Origin of the sequence: Slackia sp. CM382 (assembly GCF_000293015.1) — a bacterium.
In the GTDB taxonomy this organism is placed as follows: Bacteria; Actinomycetota; Coriobacteriia; order Coriobacteriales; family Eggerthellaceae; genus Slackia; species Slackia exigua.
Genome location: NZ_ALNO01000019.1, coordinates 1 through 22,865 on the forward strand (window position 1 = coordinate 1; position 22,865 = coordinate 22,865).

At 60.9% G+C, this 22,865-nt stretch carries 15 protein-coding genes and 5 tRNA genes; 6 read left to right on the forward strand and 14 right to left on the reverse strand.

Going from position 1 to position 22,865, the window contains the following annotated elements; genetic code table 11:
• The 4 genes from HMPREF1155_RS07870 to HMPREF1155_RS07885 all read left to right on the forward strand — a co-directional run.
• A partial coding sequence (locus HMPREF1155_RS07870; RefSeq protein WP_009079172.1) for an FAD-dependent oxidoreductase occupies positions 1-1,511 on the forward strand: 1,511 nt, incomplete at its 5' end.
• Positions 1,512-1,831: 320 nt separating this feature from the next.
• Positions 1,832-2,323: an FMN-binding protein gene (locus HMPREF1155_RS07875; RefSeq protein WP_009079183.1), complete on the forward strand. Its 492-nt coding sequence runs from the start codon at positions 1,832-1,834 to the stop codon at positions 2,321-2,323.
• Position 2,324: 1 nt separating this feature from the next.
• On the forward strand, positions 2,325-4,160 hold the full coding sequence (locus tag HMPREF1155_RS07880; protein WP_009079334.1) for an FAD-dependent oxidoreductase: 1,836 nt from the start codon (positions 2,325-2,327) through the stop codon (positions 4,158-4,160).
• 21 nt (positions 4,161-4,181) lie between these two features.
• Positions 4,182-4,907, forward strand: a complete 726-nt coding sequence (locus tag HMPREF1155_RS07885; RefSeq protein WP_009079339.1) for a hypothetical protein — start codon at positions 4,182-4,184, stop codon at positions 4,905-4,907.
• Between the two features lie 134 nt (positions 4,908-5,041).
• On the opposite strand, the gene HMPREF1155_RS07890 is transcribed toward HMPREF1155_RS07885, so the two are convergent.
• The 13 genes from HMPREF1155_RS07890 to HMPREF1155_RS07950 all read right to left on the reverse strand — a co-directional run bounded on the left by HMPREF1155_RS07890 (position 5,042) and on the right by HMPREF1155_RS07950 (position 20,313).
• On the reverse strand, positions 5,042-5,992 hold the full coding sequence (locus HMPREF1155_RS07890; RefSeq protein ID WP_009079151.1) for a MarR family transcriptional regulator: 951 nt from the start codon (positions 5,990-5,992) through the stop codon (positions 5,042-5,044).
• Between the two features lie 155 nt (positions 5,993-6,147).
• Positions 6,148-6,240 (reverse strand) — tRNA-Ser (locus HMPREF1155_RS07895).
• A 70-nt stretch (positions 6,241-6,310) separates the two neighbouring features.
• A tRNA-Ser gene (locus HMPREF1155_RS07900) sits at positions 6,311-6,402 on the reverse strand.
• A gap of 246 nt (positions 6,403-6,648) precedes the next feature.
• A complete protein-coding gene (locus tag HMPREF1155_RS07905) occupies positions 6,649-7,917 on the reverse strand; it encodes a peptidylprolyl isomerase (RefSeq protein WP_009079146.1) in 1,269 nt (422 codons plus the stop codon).
• Between the two features lie 269 nt (positions 7,918-8,186).
• Entirely contained in the window at positions 8,187-9,998 is a 1,812-nt protein-coding gene (gene typA / locus HMPREF1155_RS07910) for a translational GTPase TypA (RefSeq protein WP_009079154.1), read from the reverse strand.
• A complete protein-coding gene (locus HMPREF1155_RS07915) occupies positions 9,999-10,550 on the reverse strand; it encodes a J domain-containing protein (RefSeq protein ID WP_009079188.1) in 552 nt (183 codons plus the stop codon).
• 183 nt (positions 10,551-10,733) lie between these two features.
• Positions 10,734-11,702 carry an HNH endonuclease gene (locus tag HMPREF1155_RS07920; RefSeq protein WP_009079302.1) on the reverse strand — a complete coding sequence of 323 codons (969 nt, stop codon included), beginning with the start codon at positions 11,700-11,702 and terminating at the stop codon, positions 10,734-10,736.
• A gap of 283 nt (positions 11,703-11,985) precedes the next feature.
• Positions 11,986-12,061: transfer RNA gene (locus HMPREF1155_RS07925), tRNA-Ala, on the reverse strand.
• 68 nt (positions 12,062-12,129) lie between these two features.
• Positions 12,130-12,206 (reverse strand) — tRNA-Ile (locus HMPREF1155_RS07930).
• Between the two features lie 144 nt (positions 12,207-12,350).
• A tRNA-Gly gene (locus tag HMPREF1155_RS07935) sits at positions 12,351-12,425 on the reverse strand.
• Positions 12,426-12,500: 75 nt separating this feature from the next.
• Positions 12,501-15,695, reverse strand: a complete 3,195-nt coding sequence (locus HMPREF1155_RS07940; RefSeq protein ID WP_009079308.1) for a M28 family peptidase — start codon at positions 15,693-15,695, stop codon at positions 12,501-12,503.
• A 67-nt stretch (positions 15,696-15,762) separates the two neighbouring features.
• The gene (locus HMPREF1155_RS07945; protein ID WP_009079285.1) at positions 15,763-17,160 is read right to left on the reverse strand and encodes a hypothetical protein; all 1,398 of its coding nucleotides are present in this window, start codon (positions 17,158-17,160) and stop codon (positions 15,763-15,765) included.
• Between the two features lie 15 nt (positions 17,161-17,175).
• On the reverse strand, positions 17,176-20,313 hold the full coding sequence (locus tag HMPREF1155_RS07950) for a helicase C-terminal domain-containing protein (protein ID WP_009079251.1): 3,138 nt from the start codon (positions 20,311-20,313) through the stop codon (positions 17,176-17,178).
• Between the two features lie 12 nt (positions 20,314-20,325).
• Between HMPREF1155_RS07950 and HMPREF1155_RS07955 the strand changes: the two genes are divergently transcribed.
• Positions 20,326-20,985 (forward strand): hypothetical protein, encoded by a 660-nt coding sequence (locus HMPREF1155_RS07955; RefSeq protein ID WP_009079330.1) that lies wholly within the window; start codon positions 20,326-20,328, stop codon positions 20,983-20,985.
• Between the two features lie 126 nt (positions 20,986-21,111).
• On the opposite strand, the gene HMPREF1155_RS07960 is transcribed toward HMPREF1155_RS07955, so the two are convergent.
• Positions 21,112-22,065: a D-alanine--D-alanine ligase gene (locus HMPREF1155_RS07960; RefSeq protein ID WP_009079185.1), complete on the reverse strand. Its 954-nt coding sequence runs from the start codon at positions 22,063-22,065 to the stop codon at positions 21,112-21,114.
• Positions 22,066-22,264: 199 nt separating this feature from the next.
• Between HMPREF1155_RS07960 and HMPREF1155_RS07965 the strand changes: the two genes are divergently transcribed.
• The gene (locus tag HMPREF1155_RS07965) at positions 22,265-22,765 is read left to right on the forward strand and encodes a ferritin family protein (protein ID WP_006362454.1); all 501 of its coding nucleotides are present in this window, start codon (positions 22,265-22,267) and stop codon (positions 22,763-22,765) included.
• Positions 22,766-22,865 lie beyond the last annotated feature (100 nt).

The window sequence follows — 22,865 nt, forward strand, 5'->3', positions numbered from 1 at the left end:
GCCGCGCCCGGCATCGCGAGTTCGCCGACGAGCAGACCGCCGACGTCGTCGTCGTCGGCGCCGGCACGGGCGGCATGTTCGCCGCTGCGGCGGCGGCCGAAGGCGGAGCATCCGTCATCGTTATCGAAAAGGGCGAGGATTACGGCAGCGTCAAAGACGACCTGGGCGCCGTGAATACGAAACTCCAGCAGGAGGACGGCACGACCTTCGATCGCGCCCAGATGATGCTCGACTATTACCGCTATTCCAATGCACGGACCGATCTGCGCCTGTTCAACGCCTGGTTCGACAATTCCGCCGAAACCGTCGACTGGTTCACCGACCTCATCGCCGCCAAAGGCGTGACGATGTGGCACGAAGCGGCCGTCGGCGACCAAGAAGGCCTCGTCGCCCATTGGGCGACGGGCCACAGCCCCGCATGGCCCGAAGATAAGGACAAGAAGATCAACGGCGCCACCGTTCTCGGCGAATATATCCAAGGGCTCGGCGGGCAGATCGTCTTCTCGATGCCTATGGTCGAACTCGCCGTTGAAAACGGCAAGGTGACCGGCGTGGTCGCGCAGAATGCCGACGGCGGATACGTGAAGTACAACGCTTCGAAAGGCGTCGTCGTCGCAACCGGCGGCTATGCGAAAAACGATGAGATGATGAGTGCGCTTCAGCCCGAAACGCTCAAAATGATCTCGTCCACCTGGGCTCCCCCGACCAACACGGGCGACGGCATCAAGGCCTGCATATGGGCGGGCGCCGCGTTCGACCAGACGCATTCCTCCATGCTTTTCGATCGCGCCGCGATCGCGACCGATGCTCTGTCCGGCACCGGCGCCGAAAGCTCCATGTTCTGGATGGGCAGCCAGCCGTGGCTCAAGGTCAACCTGAACGGCGAACGCTTCACCAACGAAGGCACCGGCGTCTACGACTGGATCCTCCACTCGGCGCTCAACCAACCCGGCAACACCTACTGCACCGTTTTCGACAGCAATTGGAAGACGTATGCCGAGCAGTTCGTGATGCATGGCTGCAGCCGCCTGTTCCCCTTCGAGAACGGCGCGCCGTCCAACCACGACACGGCCTTCGCCCAAAGCCAGATCGACCAGCTCGCCGAGAAGGGCCTGCTCGTTCAAGCCGACACGCTCGAAGAGCTTGCGAAGGGCCTCGGGCTTCCGGAAGAGACCTTCGTCGCGACGGTCGAACGCTACAACGAGCTTACCGATGCAGGCGTCGACGAGGACTTCGGAAAAGAGGGCTACCGCCTCTCGAAGCTCGATACGGCACCGTACTTCGGCGTTCGCCAGAGCGGATCGCTTCTCGCCACGATGGACGGCATTCGCATCAATGCGAAATGCCAGGCCCTACGTGAAGACGGCACCGTCATCGAAGGCCTCTACGTCACCGGCAACGACTCCGGCTGCTACTTCGATCGCAGCTACATCAACCAGGCGACCGGCGCGGCGGCGGGGCGCACCGTCACGTTCGGCCGCATGATCGGCAAAGAGCTCGCCGCCCTGTAAGCGCATTCAGATCGTCGCACGGGCCACGAGCTGCGCCCGTCCATCTCCTGCCATGCGCGTCCATCGCCCGCCGAGAACCGTGCGATGCATACTCAGAAGAAGGCTCCGATGCGCTTTGCATCGGAGCCTTCTTCATGCGCCCATGCGCCCTCTTCTACATTTCTCCGATTCTGTACAGGGCTTTTCTTCATAAATTCCTAGACCTTTATTCATAAACTTGCTACAATTCACCTCATAAAGTTTACTTTAGAAATGATTTAAATTTATTTCAAAAATATTTGTGACGGATAGGGCGAGAGAAACGGATGAGGGAGGCAGCAATGAGTAGAAGGGCGTTCGCAGTCGCAGGCGCCGCCGTGCTCGCATTCGGAATGACCGGATGCGCGGCAACGTACGAAGGATCGGGGTCGAAGGACGCGGCAAGCGCAGAGCAGCTCGCCATGACGACCGACGATCCATGGGATGCCGCCATCGTGCAGACGCGGACATCGGCGGAAGGCAACCTGATCGACGGCACCTACACCGGAACCGGCATGGGCATGGGAGGGCCGATTTCGGTCACGCTTACCGTCAAAGGCAACGTCATCACCGTCGACCGCATGGTCCAAACCGCCGAGACGCAAAGCGTCGGCGGGTTCGAAGCCATCCGCGACGGCAAGTATGCCGATATGATCGAGGCGGCGCAGGGATCGGACATCGATACGATCTCGGGTGCGACGGTCACCACCGTCGGCGTCAGGACGGCCGTCGACGACGCGCTCGCGCAGGCAGCCGGAGCTGAATCCACCACGAAGACCGAGGAGGCGAAATAATATGCCCGAGAAGACGAACGAAGGGCTCTCGCGCCGCAACTTCCTCGGCCTCGCTGGCCTGGCTACCGCAGGCGTCGCGGCATCCATCGCCCATCCGAACGCTGCGTTCGCGACCGAAGACGGACGTGTCGGCGACTGGGCCCGCGACGGCAGCGAAACCGTCGACGTGCCCAACAGCAGGGGCGGCAACGCCTCGTCCGACGACGGCACCTATCGCGAGCACACCGCATCGGCCTTCCCTGCCGATGACGCGACGCCCATCCCGCCGCGCAGCGTTCCTGCCAGCTGGGATTACGAATGCGACATCGTGGTCGTGGGTGCCGGCGGCGGCGGCCTGAACGCTGCGGCCCGCTCCATCGAGCTCGGCGCGCAGACCATCTGCGTCGAAGCGGCAGGCCTCTGGGGCGGAAACGCGCAATCCGCCGGCATGTGCGCAATCCTCGGCGGATCGCGCCTTCAGGAAGACAAACGGTTCGCATTCCCCACCTACCCGTTCGATGCGCAGAAGATGACCGACTGGGCCATGGACGAATACCATTTCGCCGCCGACCCCAAGCTCATCTACCGCATCGCCGAAGGCGGCGGAAAGTGCATCGACTGGATGGCCAACTGCGGCGTCGAATGGCGGCTCGGCGAGATTCCCGTCTACGTCGCGCCTAAGAAATCGACGCTCGACCACCACGTCCTGAAGATGAAGGACGCGACCGATGCCATGTACAAGTTCGCGCGGAACGCAGGCGCCGACTTCAAGTTCAACACCCCCGCGACCGCGCTCGTGCAGGATGACTCCGGCGCCGTCGTCGGCATCGTGGCCAACGAGAACTATGAGGGCGAGGTCTACATCCACGCGAAGAAGGGCGTCATCCTGACGGCAGGCGGATTCTGCAACAACAAATCGCTGCTCGACAAGTACATCCCGACGGCGGCCATGGGCTGCGCCTCAAGCTATCTGGTGCTCGGCGAGACCGGCGAGTGCTTCCGCATGGGCCTGGGCGTTAACGCCGACGTCTCCGGATTCAACAGCTCCGCTTCCTTCGACGGCGGCGTCGACTGGGCAAGCGAAGGCAAGGAGTGGGCGCGCTTCCTCTACGACGGCATGACGCAGCTGTCCCGCCAGCCGTGGTTCACGATCGACCGTGCCGGCAACCGCCTGCGTTACATGGACAGCCGCGTGGGCGAAGACGGCGCTGCGGCCATCTATGCGCTGGGCGACCTTGCCACCGTCCAGATGTCCAACCCGGGGCACCGCGGCTACATCATCTTCGACGGAAAGTACGAAGATTACCTGGCGGGCTTCGGGCAGGAGCATTGCCGCAAGCTCATCACCCCCGACCTCGAGCAGATAGAGAAGGTTCCCGAGCACTACCGCGACTGGCACCACGGCGTCCAGGACGCCATCGAAGCCGACGTCCTCAAGAAGCGCGACACCCTTGAAGAGCTCGAGCGCGACCTCGGATTCGAAGAAGGCATCCTGACGGAGGCCGTCGAGAAATGGAACGCATGCTGCGAGGCCGGCGAGGACGACTTCATGTACCCCATGCCGAAAGAGTGGCTGCACCCCATCATGACGCCTCCGTTCTACGGCTGCCGCATCGGCGGCAATCTCTATGGCACCAAGGCGGGCCTGATGGTCAACGACAGAATGCAGGTCATCAGCACGTCCGGACGCGTCATCCCCGGTCTGTATGCCGGCTGGCACACCGCCGGCGGCGCCGTGGGCGAAAACTCCTACGTCGGCGACGTCATTCTGGGTTCGCTTCTCGGCGACGTCAGCCTGGCATTCGCGGGAGGCTTCTTCGCGGCGTCGTTCGCGAACGATGCCGATCTGGACGCATAGAGCAGAGAAGGAGGTTTTGACATGAAAGAGAAGCTTGCACCGTATGCCAAGCCGTTCGCGCTGCTCTATGTCCTGGCGATCGTCGTCATGATCCTTGCCCGCATAGGCATCGCCGTCATGGATGCGACCGGCATCCTGTCTTACAGCTATTGGAGCGCAACCTCGCCCTACATAGCCGCAGGCTCCCTTATGGACCAGCTATGCTGGGCGCTCACGGGCGGCACGCTCGTCGGATTCATGTTCGCCGCCGGCCTGGCGTTCGCCATAACCGCAGCCGCGGTCGTCATCCTGGCGGCCAAGGCCCGCGAAACGAAGGCCGATTCGTCGACCATGACCGCCAATGCCCTGGTATGGGGTATGATCACGGCAATCGTCGCGTTCGCGGGACTCATGGCTACCATCGCAGGGCTGTTTTCCGGCATCCAGATCGCGCAGATGTCAGGAAAGAGCGGCGGATCCACAGGCATCGTCCTGCTGCTGCTCGTCATCGAGCTCGGAACGCTTATCGCCGCCGCGGGAAGCATCCTCGCATCCTGCGCTTGCAGGGAAGAAGCGCTCGTTCCCTCGCTGCTGCGCACCGGGCTCATCGCCCTTGTCTGCGGCGCCATCGTCTGCGCACTGACCGTCGGTACCTTCGCCACGCTCAATCAGGCGGAAGTCTCTACCGGAGCAGCGTTTGCCTGGCTCGTAGGCGGCATCGTGGCGAACGTCGCGATGACGGCCTTCGGAGCTAAGCGCCTCGGCTAGATCCGACGAACATATCCGCGCCTCGGCCCATCCCCATATCGGCCGAGGCAGGCGCCTCATGCGGCACATCGGCATTCGACCCCCGGAGAACGCCTTCACGGCATCCTCCGGGGGTCGAGCCATGCAGCGGACTCTTAATCCATAGGGCGGAGCAGGCTCAACGCAGACAGACGCTCCGCCTCCTTCTTCCTGCGCAAATCTGCAATGACGACGCTGCCCAGCTGACGGAAGGCCTCGCGTTGCTCTTCGTTCATGATGCTCCAGAAGCGCGTATAGGCGGCTTCGTCGATGATGCGGCATATCCTCTGCGCTTCCTGCGCGCCTGCTTCGGTCAGGTCGAGGTAGACGGCCTTGCTGTCATGCGGGTCGACAAGCTTGCGCGCCCATCCACGACCGCAAAGCTTCGATGCGTTGCGCGTAGCGGTGGCATTGTTCATGAATATCTGATCGGCCAGATCTCCGATGCGCAAAGGACGGCCGACCTCGCACAGGCGCTGCATGATGCGGCATTCGCCCAGGGACGCCCCCGCCCCCGCCACGATATCGTGCTCCAGCCTATGGGCGATGAGCTCGACCGTGGTCACGACGTGAGATGCGGGGAAGCGCTCGGAGTTCCCCGAGCTGAGGATCGGATCGATACGCGCGCCCGCATACACGACCGTCTCGAGGATATCCCTGAACAAAGGCGTGTCGGTCGGCCACGACCGATAGAGCTCATCGACCAGCGCAGCATTGACCTGGGCGATGTGCGCAACACCATCTTCGGTGATGAAGATGTCCCGCGCACGCGCGTCCGAGCGCCCCGCCTGCCGCACGATGAACGACGCCTCTTCGAGCACGGCGGTCGCCTGCGCGGCCGCCGAAGGCTTCAATCCTAAGGAATCGATGAGCACCGATTGCGGCGTCGCTGCGGGTGACGAAAGAAACGCCCTGATAAGGATGCGATACTGCATGATATTGAGCGGACTCGACACCTTGAGCGCGCGCCGAAGCGTTTCATGGCTCATGGAAAACGAGATGAAGTACGTGGAATCCAGCCGACAGCTCGCGGAATCGGCGGCATCGGATACGGTGGTAACGCTCACGCATGTCCCCTTTGGAAAGATAGTTTATCCAGGAAACGATTATAGAGGTCGTGCGAACGCAGCATGCGCACTATCGCTTTAGAAGATCAAACCCCCATGTGAGCTGCAAAACGAGAGACCAGCTTTCGTTTTCGCGCCTCTCTCGAGAAGAAAACTGGCGGAGGAGGAGGGATTCGAACCCTCGTAGCCGGTTAAGCCGGCTAAACGGTTTTCGAGACCGCCGCATTCAACCACTCTGCCACCCCTCCGTAGGGTGAAGCCCACGTACGCGGGGCTTGGAAAAACGCCTCCGTGATTCACAGAGGCGTCGGCAAAATCTGGCGGAGAGATGGGGATTCGAACCCCAGATACCCTTTTGGGGCATACACGATTTCCAATCGTGCTCCTTCGGCCAGCTCGGACATCTCTCCATTCGGTCGATCGCTATGCGCAGCATAGCAGCAATGAAGTATACCAAAGAACCTTCCCCATGGGCAGAACTCTTTTCGGCGTCCCCTAAAGATGAAGAAAGGGACACAGGGAGGCCGCAAAAGCCGATCGAGATAATGCGTCTATCAACGAAAGCCGTGATGGCGAAGCATGAAAAAGTCCTCCGATGTTTCACGTGGAACATCGGAGGACTTAGGCTTGCCGGCGATTCGATTCGCGTTCCGGACTTACTTCGCAGCGGTTTCGGAAGGCTGTTCGGCAGCAGAAGAGGCCGACGCGCCGCCCGTGGATGCGGACCCGCCGTTTCCGGACGCGTCGGCGGCAGCCGAGCCGTCAGACGGAGCCGAACCCGGAGCGCCGGCAGACGTCGAAGCGGCCGGAGACCCGGCGGCCGGCGTATAGCCGGTCAAATCGACATCGTACGGAAGGCCTTCGGGCATATCGTTGACCGTGATATCGGCGCTGTCATAGAAATCCTTGAACCAAGCTTTGTATGCCGAAGTCTTGTTCGCCTGCTGGAGCGATGCCTTGATGGAGTCGAGCCATTCGGAGGGAATCTGATCGACGGACGTCACTTCTTCGGGGGTCTTGAAGACCTGGGTGCATTTGATGATATGGATGCCGTATTCGGAGGTGACGAGCCCGCTCACTTCGCCCTCGCCAAGGCCGGAGAGCGCGTCAGTGTACTCCTTCACGAAGGAATTCAGGACATCCCAGCCGACATTGCCGCCATCGGCCGCGGAAGCGGTGTCTGTGGAATACTGCTTCGCCGCCTCGGCGAAGTCGAGCTCGCCGGAATTGATCTTGTCCAGAACCTCCTGGGCGGTCGCCTGGTCATCGGAGGCGAAAAGGATGTGGCTCGACTTCTTCGCACCGTCGTATGCCGTCGCATACATCTGAGCGTACTGAAGCATGTCTTCATCGGACGGAGCGGTATCCGGCACAACGGCCTTCTGCAGGCTGGCCTCGAGCGAGTACATTTCAAGGAGCGTACGGTATTCGTCCTCGGACGCGATGCCGACAGCTTGGAGGGCCTTGTTCCACGAAGCGGTCTCGTCCGCGTTCAGCGAGCCGTCGCCATCGGAATCGTAGTTCATCTTCATGGTGTTGAGCTGCTCGTCAACGGCATCTTCGTCCACCTTGACGTTGTTCTGCTCAGCCGCTTGACGCACGAGCTCCTGGCTCACGTAGTAATTGATGACCTCTTTGCGAAGGTCTTCCGCGGTATAGCCGTTGTCGACCATCCACTGCGCCCAATCGGTGTCTTCATTGAGCGAGTTGAGGTTGCGGAAGTTCGCGACATAGGATGAAACGGCGTTTTCGCCGATATCCGTCCCATTGACCGTCGCAGCAACGCCGCCCGATGTGTCCGATATGTCGGGCGCAGCGCCGGCGGAACCCGATTCATTGTGCGAGCCGCACGCGGCAAGGCTCAAGCTCAGCGCCGCTGCGCAGGCGAACGCCGCGACGTTTCTTGCGATACGGAGCGTTTCCATGGGCATCCTTCACCTCTCGATTCTCGCGTCGTAAGACGCATGTTTTTCGACATTTTCCCATATGCGGTTCTCTGACGGCCCCCGCGTCACAATACGTTCATAGGCACGGCTGCGGACGGCGTCGGAAAACCCCGGCCGACAGCGGATGCGGTTATCGGCCCGCATGCTTGACGACATGCCGGCGAGCTCGGACGCAGCATGCGCCCTAGGATGCCCGTCGACGGGACCGCATGGCCGATGGCCGCGTCAAAGCGGATGACGGCGAACGGCTACCGCTTGCTGGCCTTGCGACGATCGGTCGCGGACAGCAGGCGCTTGCGCAGGCGGATGCTCTTCGGCGTGATTTCCACGAGTTCGTCGTCCTGGATGTATTCGAGCGCCTCTTCGAGCGTGTACCTCGTCGGAGGCGTGAGCTGGATGGCCTTGTCCGCCGTCGACGAGCGCTGGTTGCCGAGCGCCTTGGCCTTCTCGACGTTGACGACCATGTCGCCTTCCTTGGCGCTTTCTCCGACGATCATGCCCTCGTAGCATTCCTCTCCCGGACCGACGAACATCTTGCCGCGCTGCTGCAGCGTGTCGAGCGCATAGGCGACCGACTTGCCCGTCGACATCGCGATCATGCTGCCGTTCTTGCGACCGGCGAATTCACCGCGGAAGGCGCCGTACTCCGAGAAATGATGGAACATGTTGGCTTCGCCGTGCGTAGCGTTGAGCAAACGGGTCTTGAGCCCCATCGTACCGCGAGAGGGAATCTTGAAGACGAGGTGCGTCTGGTCGTCGCGGGAGACCATGTCGGTCATCTCGCCGCCGGCGTTGCCGAAGACCTCGATGGCTTTGCCGGCGTATTCGCTCGGAACCTCGACGGTGGCTTCCTCGATAGGCTCGAGCTTATGACCGTGCTCGTCGGTCTTGATGATGACGCGCGGGCGACCGACCTGGAATTCGAAGCCTTCACGGCGCATCGTTTCCATGAGCACGGAAAGATGCAGGACGCCGCGTCCCGCGACCTCGACGCCGAGACCGTCCTCGCAATCGGAGATCCTCATCGAGATGTTGCTTTCCGCCTCCTTCATCAGACGCTCGTGCAGCTGACGTCCGCCGACGATATCGCCTTCACGGCCGACGAGCGGACTTGTGGACGCCTCGAAGACGACGGCCATCGTGGGTTCTTCGACCTTGATGGGGTCGAGACGGACCGGGTGGTCGACGCTCGTGACCATATCTCCGATATCGGCATCGTCGACTCCGACGACGGCGACGATATCTCCTGCGGTGACTTCCTCCTTCTCGGTCTTGCCGAGCGATTCGAAGGCGAAGACCTGCTTCATGACCGCGTTATAGCGCGTGCCGTCGTTCTTGATGACGAGGACCTGCTCGCCTTTGTGGATGGTGCCGCTATGCAAACGGCCGACGCCGATACGCCCGACGAAGCTCGAGTGGTCGACCGTGCAGATCTGCAGGGCGATAGGCCCGTCGGGATCGCACTCAGGTGCCGGGATCTCCTTGATGATGGTGTCGAGCAGCGGAATCATGTCCATATTGCCGTCATCGAACTCGTAGCGGGCGAACCCGTTGACGGCAGAGGCATACACCACGGGAAAGTCGAGCTGCTCATCGGACGCGCCGAGCTCGACCATGAGGTCGAAGACCTCGTCCACGACTTCTTCGGGGCGCGCGCCGGGACGATCGATCTTGTTCACGACGAGGAGAATGCGCAGCCCTTGGTCAAGAGCATGCTCGAGCACGAAGCGCGTCTGAGGCATAGGGCCTTCGAAAGCGTCGACGATAAGCAGGGCGCCGTCGGCCATGTTGAGGACGCGCTCCACCTCGCCGCCGAAGTCGGCATGGCCGGGAGTGTCGATGACGTTGATCTTGGTATCGCCGTACTGAATGGAGATGTTCTTGGAAAGGATCGTGATGCCGCGCTCGCGCTCCTGGTCGTTGCTGTCGAGCACGCGCTCTTCGACCTGCTGGTTGCTGCGGAACACGTTGGCCGCATACAGAAGACGATCGACCAGCGTGGTCTTGCCGTGGTCGACGTGTGCGATGATGGCTACGTTGCGAAGGTTCTCTTGCTTCATTTACTCTTCTTCCAGTTCTTCCTCTAGATGACGACGCTGCATCTCCATTTCCTTGAGATGCTCGTCGATGGTGCCGATATTCTGCATGGCCCTCACGAGCGAGGCGATGCCGCTCACCGCAAGCACGCCGCCTATCCCGGCAAGCCATACGACACGTCTGAAGGCAAAGGCGACGATGGCTCCCGCTGCAATCATGACGGCCGCGTTGCGACGTTCGTCCAAAAGCGTATCGCGTTGGGCTATAAGCTGGGTCCGCGCCGCCGCCAATCCGGCAAGTCGCGCTTCGACGGTGCTGTAGGATGTGCGCGAACCCGATGACGTAGACGAGCGGGAGGAGGCCGACGAAGCGCGGCGTCCCTTGTCGCTCGTAAGGTAGTCGTAGGCATCTTGCAGGCGCTTGAACTGCTCGGTCGCGCGGCTTTGGAGCTTTTCGTTCGAGGCGAATCGATCGGGGTGGAGAATCTGGACACATTCCCTGTATGCGACTTTGATGTCCTGCTCGGTGGCGTCGGAATCAAGTCCTAGAACGTTCAGGGCCTCGATTCGATTCATAATCACCTCTTTTCCAAGCTTCGCCCTGCATGCCCGCATATACGAGCAATGTATTATACATCCTGATAAATCTATGAATTTGACCTGCGCAATATGAACATCAGGCCTCAAAGGGTCGAAGCAGTGGTGCCGAAAACGAAAACGGCCCGCGAATGCAGGCCGAAAAGGAATTCGAATGAACCGTCAAGCTATCTTGGCGCCCTTGCTTCGATTGCATTTCCAACAGAGCGTCTGCAGGTTATCCTCCTTGGTCATGCCGCCCTTCGACACAGGAACGATATGGTCGACTTCCAAAAGCAGATGAGGCTCTTCGGCAGTGCCGATTCCGCATCGCTTGCACCGATGGCCGCCGCGATCGAGAATATAGCGACGAAGCGCACTCGTCATCAAGGCACGCTGGCCAGCTACGCTCTTCTTCCATTTGATGCGATCGTTTAGGTAATTGACCATTGCATTCAAATTGGGAACGTTCATGACGACTTCGTTCTCCATCGATGCATTGCCTCCAGAAGATACGTACTGGAAAACGAAGCTGGGATAGTAGGCCTCGGACAGGTCCACTTCTTCGAAACCCAGCTCCTTGGAAAGCCGCTTGGCGCTTAATTTCTTTATCAACCAGGGAACCTCGCCGTCGATGCTTGCCATGATTTCGTTTTTCTGGTCGACCAGCAAACGCTTGCCCTCTTCGACGGCCTCGAAGTCGTTGAGCATTCCCTCGAACGTGTCGAGCGTTGCTTCATCGGCCTTAAATCCGAAATACTTGCAGACGTACTTTATAGGATCCCTGCGAGAGTTATCGCATACAGAGCGGGAACAGCTGTGGACGTTCGGTTCGCTCCTGATGCTTTTCAGCTTGGAGCGCTTGTAGTTCCACCTGCTGTTATCGCGATAGTCGGAAGTCCCGTACCGAACCTGGTTCGTACCAAGTTGAACGGCCTTCAGCCCTTCGATATACGCGTTCATATCGTTGCACTCTTGGATGTGACCGGCGATACGCGCCTTAATCGATTGGAATTTCTCTCCGCGGTAATACACAATCTCATAAATTTTGAATGCAGCGAATACTGCGAGGACTATCACGACCACCGGAGGAGCATAGAACGCCAATCCGATGAGCAGCACAACTCCAAGCCCCTTCAAAAACACCTTCATCCCAACCCTCTTTCTATCCTAATCCCACGTAATTATACATATTACGTTAATCCACGAGCGCAATGACGAGTCGAGTGCGCCGCGCTGCGACGGCTATGCCGCCAACCTAGGACTTTCACCCTCAACGGGTCGAGCAGGTCGGCCAAGCACTCGAAGTCTCTGCCTTCTGCAGCCCATTACAAGAATGAAATAGAGGTATTGCTATGAGCTCGAACCGATGCGATGGGTCTATCGATCGAGCCAGTAAAACAAAAACGGCCCGCGAATGCAGGCCGAAAGAATATGGTGGAGCATAGGGGGATCGAACCCCTGACCTCAGGCTTGCAAAGCCCGCGCTCTCCCAGCTGAGCTAATGCCCCGTATGTTCGCACTTACAATAAACGCCCCACCGGCTCGTGGCTCACGATGGGGCGTTTATTAGCGGAGATGGTGGGCCTGACAAGACTTGAACTTGTGACCTCACGCTTATCAGGCGTGCGCTCTAACCACCTGAGCTACAGGCCCGCAAAAAAGTGCTTGGCTATAGTACAACGAAGGATTCCGAAGTTGCAAGCACTTTCGTCGATTATTTTCGAAATCGCACGCGCGCCTCTAATCAGGCCAATTGCAGAAGGAAAGAGCCGCCCGGAGGCGGCTCTCGTAATCGTATGGAGCGGGTGACGGGACTCGAACCCGCGAATGAAAGCTTGGGAAGCTTTTGCCTTACCACTTGGCCACACCCGCATTTCGCCCTGCGGCGAAGCATGCATAGTATAGCCTAGCCGCGCCGACGCCTCGGGAGAAATCGCAAGAAACCACCTAGATGTTCTTCAGGAGCTCGATGACCACGTCGGTGTTCTGGCTCAGCAGGGCGGGATCGACGGCTTCGACCGTATCGCCGGCCTCTCCGCAGCCCGCAGGCTTGTCGCCTTCCATGCCGACGATGCCGATGCCTTGCATATGATGCCTGAGCGCATAGCTCGACGCGCTGTCCTTCCATTCGATCGATGCGCCCTTGATGGACACGCCGAGCGACTGGCCTGCACGACGGAGGTAACGCTTCATGCGGCTGGAAGAGGAACTCTGGAGAACGGCCCCCTCCTTCTCCACGTAGCTTATCTCGCCGGCGCCGAGCGCCTCGAGGTTCACGATGACGGCGCCGCGCATCTCGGCGGCATGGCGCGAGAGGAAGGCGCGGATTCCTTCATTGGAATCCACCTGGGATCCAAGCGCCACGAACCAGATTTCGGTGTTGATGTCGCCCGCAGCGAAGGAATAGACCTGATCGATCTCGTCTGCGTGGGCCGCCGCGTCCTGTTCGGCCGGAGAGGCCGCCTGGGCGACGGCCGTTTCGGAAAGAGGCTCGTGGGTGTCGGCATCCGTCAGCGGGAGCATGGCCTGGGTCGCCCCGTCCGGCGCGCCGTCGAGCGCGACAGCGTCCGCGTCGGACGGGGCATCCGGCGCCTCGGCACCGGCAAGCTCCTCGTCGGAGTAGAGGACCTGGTCGTCGTGCGCCATGCGGCCCGCTATCCTGGCCCGCAGATCGCTGAAGGCACCGCCCTTCCAATCGTCATCGTCTTTGAAGCTGTCCCAACCGCCGCGCGCCTTACCGGCATCGCGCGCGTTGAAATCCTCATCCACGCCGAGCCAGTCGCTCGTGCTCTCCTCGGGCTCCTTGGGCTTGCGGAACCGATCGAAGAAGCGGCCGATGCGCGACTTCGGCATATCGACATAGCCTTCGCCGACGATGGCTCCCGTTTCGCTGTAATCTTCATCCAGAGCCGAATCGTCCGCATCGTCGATATAGAGGTCTTCAGGCGCCAAGCCGCCCACAAGTTCGTCCCCCAAAGGCTCGAAGGCCCCCGTGGCGGATGCGGCGGCAAACGTGCCCGCGCGGTTGATCTCGATTTTCGCAGTGGCATCCGCGGACGATTCCGGACCCTCTATCGGAGGCAAGGTCGAGAGCAGGTCTTTCGCAGTCGCCTTGGAGGCGGACTCGGTCGCGCTCGCCAGAGGCGCGCGCTGGCGCAGGTCATCGAACGAACTCAGAGGCTCCGCCGCCGTCGGGGCGGGCGAAATGCGCGGTATTTCGAATACATGCATGGCGTTGTCCTGGGCCGACGCCGCAGCCGCCACGGGATTCATGACGCTCGTGGCACCGAGATCGGCCGCAGGCCGGAGCGGATCGTCGTAGGTGACGGACACACGCTCCTTCTTGGCTCGGTCGGCAAGCTCCGCGCTGCGCTCGGCGCTGACCGAAGCAGGAAGCTTTTGGGTCCGCGCCAGAGGATCGACGGGCAAGGGTTCTTCTTCAGCCGCTTCGGAACCATCGGAAGAGGAAACCTGTCCTTCTTCGACAGGTTCGTCAGGCTTGTCAGTCTCGTCAGGCGAGACGGTTTCGTCCCGATCGGCAGCTTCGGACACGGCCGTGTCCTCCTCGCGGACATCGGCTGAGCGCTCGTCGATCGCCGTCTCTTCCGCATGGATTTCTTGTTCGCCGGCCCCTTCCGAATCGGCGCGGGAATCCATCTCGTCCGTTCCGGCCGGCGCGATATCCGTCTTTTCCGCCCTGGAAGAGACTGCATCGCTCGGCGCCTGGCCGGGCGTCTCGGAGGCATCGTCGGTGGAATCCGAAACAGGCGTCGTGCAGGGCTCTTCCGCATGGATTGCATCGGAGGCAACGGCGGGCGACTCGGCGGCAGGGACGACCGGAATCTCGGCATAACGAGAACGCTCCACCTTGCCCGTGGATTCCTCGGCCTCCTTGCGGGCACGGGCCGTCGCCTTCGCATACCATTCGGGAACCTCGGCAGATCCCTGATGCGGGGAGGCGGAGGGTGAGGACGAAACGGGCTGCGCGCGTGACTCGGACGGCTCGGGCGCGCCGCCGACGGCCTTGTCGGTCGACTCGAATTCGGCATCGGCATCGGACTCGGCGGCTGCAGCACCGCTCGAAGCTTCTGTCGGAACGGCGGTATCGGCGGCATCTTCGGCCCGGACATCCTGGAGGGATTCGTCCGACTCCCGCTCGGACGGCGTGGGAATGGATGCGACGTCGGTCACGTGAACGAGATTGCGCGCGATATCGTAGGATTCCGCAGCGCCGGCAACCGGCTTGCCCGTCAGAGCGGCGATGGCCGCCTTGGCGGCGGCGAGCTCTTCTTCGGGAGACGCATCTTCATAGACGAGCGCGGTGTTAGGCCCGACCAGGCCTTCCGCTCTGAGAGCCTCCTCATCGTGCACGATGCCGTCCATGGGGCGCGGCGTGGAGGAGACCATGCCGTTGCCGATACGCCGCGCGACCTCGAGCAGGACCGCGACGCCCGACGCATTGTCGTTCGCGCCGTCGTTGTACGCAGCGATATGGCCGTAGCCAAGGCGGACGACCGGAAGAAGGATGGCGACGAGCGCGATGATGAGCAGCGCATTGAAAACGCCGATGCCGGCTCCGTCCGCGTCGCGGAAGAACAGAGCGCGCAGGATGATGAGCAGCGCCGCCAGCGCCATGGCGACATGAGATGCGATCTGCAGGTATTTCAGGATCTTCACGAAACCGGAGCGGTATTCGGGATGGACCTTGCCGCTGTCGTAATGGGCGACGAGGATGACCTTGCGCCGCCGGCTGCCGGCGGCATGCGCGCGGCGGGGCGGACGATACGTGGCGACGACGTTCTGGCTGACCCCGTTCTTAAAGAAGCGCGACAGCACGGGATGATCGAAGAATTCGAGCGCGAACAGCGAGAAGGCGACGAGCGCGAGGATGGCCGCCGGGATAATGGCGACCTGGACCAGAACGGCCAGGACGCCGGCGACGAGCATTGCCCCGTAGCAGATGAGAGACGGAAGCGAGGAATCGGTGCTGCTTGCGAAATCCTCCACCTCGACCGGAAGATGGGCGTCTTTCTGCAGGCGATCCATGATATAGATAGCTGCCTGCTGCTCTTCCTCCGTGCCCGAAGGGCGCGGGCCGATCTCATCGGAGAGGTACGCGACGTGGTCTATGAGGTTGGTCATCGTTTCGCCTATCGATTCATGGTTCGCTCAATATGGATATGGCTGCTAGAAGTATACACTAAGGCGCTTATTGCGATATCCCGAGGTATTCCCGTAAAAAGGAGTCGGCAGCGGCCGCGTCGGAGCGGGCAGCGAAGTACCCTTCGTTCGCATCCTTCACGTTGAGATCGTACTGATCGAGGATGACGTTCTCTATTCGTTTCGGAATGCCGTCGGCAATGGAGACCGCCTCGTCGTCCGCTTCGTTGTACCGCTCGTTCTGAGCGTCGGCCGTCGCCTTGTCTTGAATGTAGATGGCCTCGTCGGATGCGATCGCGTAGCCGATTTCCTCGATGCGCTTGTCTATGTAGTTCCCGACGGCGTCGAGGCCTGCGGCCGGATAGCGGGTCTTCACGACCTCCAACTGGTCCTTCGCCTTCTCAAAAAGCGCCTGGGCCTCCTTGCTCTTCTCCTCCGATTCCTTGGTGTTCGCCTCCGTGGTGTCTTCGACCAGACGCGCCGACTCGCGCATGGCGTCATCGGCTTCGCCGACCGTAGCCCAGCATTCGCCGAGGAGCGCGATGGCGTCCGAAGCCTTCATGTCCTCCTGAAGGATGGATTTGCCGTAGCCGAGCATCTCCAGGCGGGCATCGGCGGCTTTGATCACCTGGCTGGCCGCCTCCTTCGATTCCGAGTCGGAAAGCTGGTCGTATGACTCCTCGGCAAGCCCCTTGGCGGCGTTCAGATGAACCTCCGCGGCATCGATCTGGTCGATCAGATCCTGGAATCCCGCAGCGCCGCCGGCGGTCACATCGCCGACGATGGCCTGGTCTATGGGCACAACCGCGACATCGGCGGCCTGCAGCTCCGACATCCCTTGATGGAGAAGCCCCATGGTCTCCTGGTATTCGACGTATCGTCCATGGGCGTACACGCCCGCTGCGCCGATCGTCACGACGAGCACGCCGCCCAAGAGCGCAGACAGCACGAGGCGGCGCCGGCGGCGCGCGGCTTTTCGCCGTTCGACCTCGCGTTGAAGGTCGAACGCGCTGGCAAGGGGACCGGCCGGTCCGGACGAGCCCCTCGACACCTGGAACGCCTCCGATGACGAACCGCCCTGCGCCGCATCCGCCGCGCCGAGAAGCAGGCGTGCGAAGACGGAACGCCGTGCAGGGGCGTCCATTGCCTTCTTGGAGCCATTCTCGGCAAGACGGGCCTTTCGGGGAAGCGAAGGAAGCGTGCCGGAAGACGCTTGCGAACGGGTCGCGCCCTTGCCGTCGGGCGAGCCGAATGCGGAAACGCCGCTTCCAAGATCGCCGATGAACACGTCGCGCGGGCCGGACTTGGAAAGGCCGGCCTTGGAGCTGCGCTCTTCCAGAATGGAGACGGAGATCTCATTGGACGTCCCTGCCGTCCTCTTCTTTATATGGAGGCTTCCCGCGATGCCTGCGAGCCCGCCTTCCTGCCGCGTACGCCGTCCGAACATAGGCCTCGGAACCCCCTATCCCGAAAGGCTTCCGAAGAGTCCGCCTGTCATGGCCTCGATGAGCTCATCGGTTGAACAGACGGTGATGTTCTGAGAAGGAAGCGATCGGAGAAACGTCCTGCCGTACCCCATGGTCACCAGGCGCCTGTCCGCGAGGATCAGGATGCCCGTATCGGTCGAAGACCTGATGAGACGTCCCGCCGCCTGCTTGAGATCGATGACCGCGGCCGGCAGGCAGTACTTCGACCAAGCGCCCTTCTCGCGGGCGGCGCGCTCCTTCGAAAGAGGATCGTTGGGGCTTGAGAAAGGCAGGCGCGGGATGATGACCCCCTTAAGGGTCGAGCCGGGGGCATCGAAGCCCTCCCAGAAGCTTTTGAGCGCGAAGAGCGAGAGGGTCTCGTTCGCAATGAATTCGTCGCGCAGACCCTTGGTCGACACGCCCCATTTCTGGCATACGACGCGCAGGCCCTCCTCCTTCATTCGAGGATTGATGTCGTCGAAGCAGGTTTCCATCTCCCGCCGATTGGTGAAGAGCGTCAGCATGCTTCCTCCTTGCGCGATATGCGCGCGTGCAAGAAGCCCCTCGAGGATCGGAAGGTATGCGGGATCGCGCGGGTCGGGGATATCGTTCAAGACGAAGACCCTCATATGGTTCTCGAAATCGTAACTCGATCCGAGCAGGCACTCGTTCACCCGCGCCGATCCGTCGCCGCCAAGGCCCATCGCCCGATTGAACGAGGAGAACCCATGCCCGACCGAAAGCGTCGCGCTCGCATAGACGATGCTGCGCGTACGTTCGTAAAGGGTTTGATCGAGCTCTTGGCCGACATCGATGAGCATCGCTTCCAAGCGCTCGGCGACGTGCTCCGGCTTACGAGACACATGGGCCGAATACACGTAGTTCCGATCAGGGGTTTCCATAATGGCTTCGCAGGCTTGCAGCATCGATTTGACATCGATCGCGATGGTCGCGATATCTCGTTGGACATCGCCGAGGCCATCCGTCTCCTCGAGGAACGCGACAAGCTCCGAACCGGATGACGCGAGTCTCTCGGCGGCTTCCCTGAACTGGGAAGCCTTCTTGACAAGCTCGACGAACGCGTCGCATGCACGGATATCGTCGTTGATCCAGAGGTCGAAGACGTCATAGCGGCGGTCCTGCTGCGTGGCGCATGCGGACAGATCTTTCATCCCATGCGCGAAAGACGCGGCCGCGACGGCGAAATCCTTTCCCCTCTTCTTCGCCTTCTCGGTCAGACCGAAGAAGAGCGTGCTGGTTTCGGGCAGGACGGCCTCGCATTCCGGTGCGCGGCGTTCAAGGCGCACGAAAGGATTCCGCGCGCCTTCGTCGGAGGCCAGGCGCCTGGAAAGCCTCAGCATCTCGGATGCGTCAAGGGAAACGGAAAGGGCGCGACGCGCCTCGGCCTCGGCACCATGAGCCTCATCGACGACCCAGAAAGGGGCCTTCGGCAGAAGGCTGCCGTCGGAGGACGCGTCGCGGAAGAACAGGGAGTGATTCGTCACGACGATATGGGAGCGCTCGGCCTTCTTGCGCGATCCATGAACGAAGCAGTAGGTTCCATAGAAGGGGCATTTGCGCCTGAGGCAATCCCTGGATTCCGTCGTGACCGCATATCGCGGAAGCACGCGGTAGTCGATCTTCAGGCCGTCTATGTCATCGTATTCGGTCTGCTCGATGAATGAAAGCATGCCGGCGAGCGACGGGGCCTGAGAGATGTCTCGACCGGATACGTTCACATCATGAACGCCGTCCCTCATGACCGAATCGATGCGGAGCAGGCATGGATAATGCCTGAAGCCTTTCAGGGCGACGTATTGGAGATCGCCGAAGCCCTTGGCGGCAAGGGCATCGTGCAGCAGCGGAAGCTCTTTGTACACGATCTGATCGAGAAGCGCATTGGTCTTCGTCGCAACGCCGACGGGAATGCCGTTGCGCAGTGCCGCCATGGCGGAAGGAAGCAGATACGCCATGGATTTACCGACGCCCGTCCCCGCTTCGACCACGAGGTTCGTCGAGGTCGAAAACGCCCTGAGGACCTCGGATGCCATGATCTTCTGTTCCATGCGGGGCTCATAGCCCGCGTACATCTCCCCTACCACGCCGCGCGCATCGAACATGGCGTCGAGATCCTGCTGGCTCGGCAGCTCCAAAGGACGGTCGGCGGATGAGAGATCGACGATCTCGCCCGAGCGGCGCGCAAGGTCGTCGCCCGTCTCCGCTCGGTCTTTCGGCGAGCCGGCGTCGGAGGCGGTATCGGAGGCGCGGGGCGCCGATGCGCATGAAGCGGCCCTGAACCGCACCGAACGCAGAGCACGCAACGTGAAGGGGAATTTCTTTTCGAGAACAGCAGGGGAATCCGCCTGCGCTTCGCAGACGGCCTGCTGGAAGTTCGTCATATCCTTGAAGACGGCGCCTGTCGGCCAGGAATCGGCATCTGCAAGTTCGGCAATATAGGAGACCAGGTCTTTCGGCATCTTCGCGATAGCGGCGAGCATGATGCGGTATGCGGCGCAGAGCGCTTCGACGTCGGCGTCGGCCCTATGCGTCGACACCGGCGCGTCGAACGCCTTCACGATATCGATGAGACGATGCGATTTCAAACGCGGAAGCGCGATGCGCGCCAGGTCGAGCGAGTCGATCCAAAGATTGTCGGACAAAGGTGCACCGCCTTGGCTTTTGGTGCAGAATCCTTTGTCGAATGCAGCGTTGTGCGCGACGATGCAGGAATCGCCCACGAACGCAGCGAGCTGGATCCGCGCATCGTCGGGCGACGGGGCGTCCGCAACGTCTTCGTCATGAATATCCGTCAGGCGAGCGACCTCTTCAGGGATGGGCTTGCCGGGATTGACGAAGGTGACGAACCATTCGACGATACGGCCCCGCTTCATGCGAGCGGCGGCGATCTGCGTCAGCTCATCATGATTCTGGGAAAACCCGGTGGTTTCGGTATCGAGCACGACGACGTCTTCGTCGAGCCGGCCGAAATCGGAAACGGCGGCATATTCCTTCAGTGAGGCATACCGCTCTCGAATGTCGGCGGGCGTGCCGTCGGTGATATATTCATTGAGCTTCGTCAAAGCATCGCTCATAGGCTTGATTGCTCCCCTCTTCAGACGTTGGTAGCCTAACATGAAAGGAATGCCATGGCAGCCTCATCGGCCCGCGACCTGTATTTCGGCGCATACCTGCGCGTCGAGGCGCCCGACCGGAAGCTCATGTCGCAGCTCGCAGGACCCGACAACGCCGTAGGAGATATCGGCTCCATCGAGTGGGACACCGATTCCCACGCGCGGCAGCAGGCTTGGCTCGTGAATCGGTTCGGCAACCGTATCGGGTGCCTTTCCGCTTCCGATTCGTATAAGATCGCCGTATACCACGCGAAGGGCTGGACCCTCTCGTACGTGCTCAGCTTCGTCGCAATCGATGAATCGAAGGGAACGAACGAATATTGGGCGCAAGCCGCCGTCATCGCATTCGATCCGCGATACGAAGCAACGTTCGGAGCCTTCTTGAAGCAGTTCTCAGAACGAGCGGGAGAAGGGTTCAGACCCGACCCCGAACTCAGCCGAGAAGCTGTCCGCACCCTTGCTGCGGACCCTGCGTCGTTCAAGCTTACCGGCAAGGTGAAGATCCCGAAGAACGGCTCGACGACCGTCGTCGTGAAAGACCATCGGACGCCGCACGACAGGATCTTGGATCAGGCGAGGGACGGAAACAAGGGATGCTATGCCGTGAGCTGGCTTTTCATCGCAGCCCTTATTGCAGTCGCCGCTTTCATCGCCCATACGCTCGGGCTCTTCTAGGAATCCCCGCCCCTTGGCGCCGCAGGGTTCGCGCGCGATGTGCGCGATGTGGCATTGCATGAATCTCGCCCCTGCCTCGAACGACGGCGAACGCTTTCGTGCGTCCTTCGACAGTCCCTTGCTCTCCTATTCGAGCGCGAGCTCGATAAGCCGTTCGCAGACGCGAGAAAAACCCATGCCCGCGACGCGCGCCGCATCGGGAACGAGAGACGTGCCCGTCATGCCGGGAAGCGTGTTCGTTTCCAGAACCCAGCATCGGTTCTCCGCGTCCACCATGATGTCGGTGCGCGAGATTCCCCGGCATCCGAGCACGCTATGGGCGGCGACGGCGAGTTCCTGCACTGATTCGGTCAGCTCGGGGGAAAGCGGCGCCGGGCAAAGATGGCGGCTTCCGCCCTGGGCGTACTTCGCATGGAAGTTGTAGAACTCGTCTTCGGTCGGCACGATCTGTATGACCGGCAGCGCCACGGGATCGTCGTTTCCCATGACGCCGACCGTCAGCTCCGTGCCTTCTATGAACCCTTCGATCATCGCTTCGACATCCACAGACAGGGCCGTTTCGATTCCTTTGCGCAGGTCGGTGGCATCACGCACGATCGTCATGCCGAGAGAGCTTCCTTCGGTCGTCGGCTTCACGACGCAGGGCATGCCGCAGATATCGATGCACTCATCGAGGAAGCCTTCATCGAGAGGGTCGTCGCGGCCGACGGTCACCGACGGCGCGACGAGAAGCCCCGCACGCTCGTACGATTCTTTCGCACGAGCCTTGTTCACTGCCAGGGCGCTCGCAAGAATGCCTGAGCCGGTATATGGAAGGCCGATGGTCTCGAGGAACCCCTGAACGGTTCCGTCTTCCCCGCCCTTTCCATGCAGCGCAAGGAAGGCGACGTCGAAGCTCTCTTCGATCAAGCGCTTGAGCTGCTCGTGGTCTTGGGTGTCTATGAGCTGGACGGAAAATCCGAGCTCCGCAAGGGCTTCGGCGCAGGCCGCGCCGGATTTGAGCGAAATCTCGCGCTCTCCGCTCGTACCGCCGTAGAGCACCGCTACGGAATAGTCTTCGGGTTGACCGGAATATGTCATGCTTGCTCCATTCGTTCCCATAGTGGATGCATTACCTTCGGCTTACGTGAGATTCTTTTGTACGGATGCGCCGCCTGTTTTCATATTCTGAACTATAACCCAACGTCAGAGGTTGAATCCCGCTCTTTGACAGAACATACCGAAGGAGTATTATTCCACTCAGCGTTATCAGTAATTCATCTTAATAAAGGGGGTCCACATGAAAGTCTATCGTTGCAAATTCTGCGGGTATCTCGAGGTCGGCGAAATTCCGGAGGAATGCCCGATGTGCCACGCCAAAGGCAGCGTCGCATTTTCCGAATATCAGGTTCCTGACGTTTCCGGCACCAAGACCGCCGAGAACCTCGCTGCGGCATTCGCCGGCGAATCCCAGGCCAACCGCAAGTACCTGCTTTGGCAGCATATCGCGCAGGTGGCGGGCGACGAAGCTTCCGCATCCGCATTCGATCGCCCTCTGGCCGAAGAAACCGCGCATGCTCACGCTGAAGCCGCCTACCTCGGCATGTTCGGCAGCGTGAAGGAAAACCTCGAGAACGCCGCCGGCGGCGAGCAGTACGAAGAAGAGGATATGTACCCTGAATTCGCCCGCATCGCGCGCGAAGAAGGTTTCGAGGACATTGCGTTCTTCTTCGAGAAGACCGGCAAGTTCGAAGGTATGCATAAGAAGGGGTACCTCGACGCCGTTGCAGCGCTCAAGTAGCTGCAACGCCAGAAGGCAACCGCAGTCGAAGCGTATCTGACCAAACCCGATGCGCTCGCCGCACACCGCACATTCCCAACAGATTCACTTATGCAAGAAC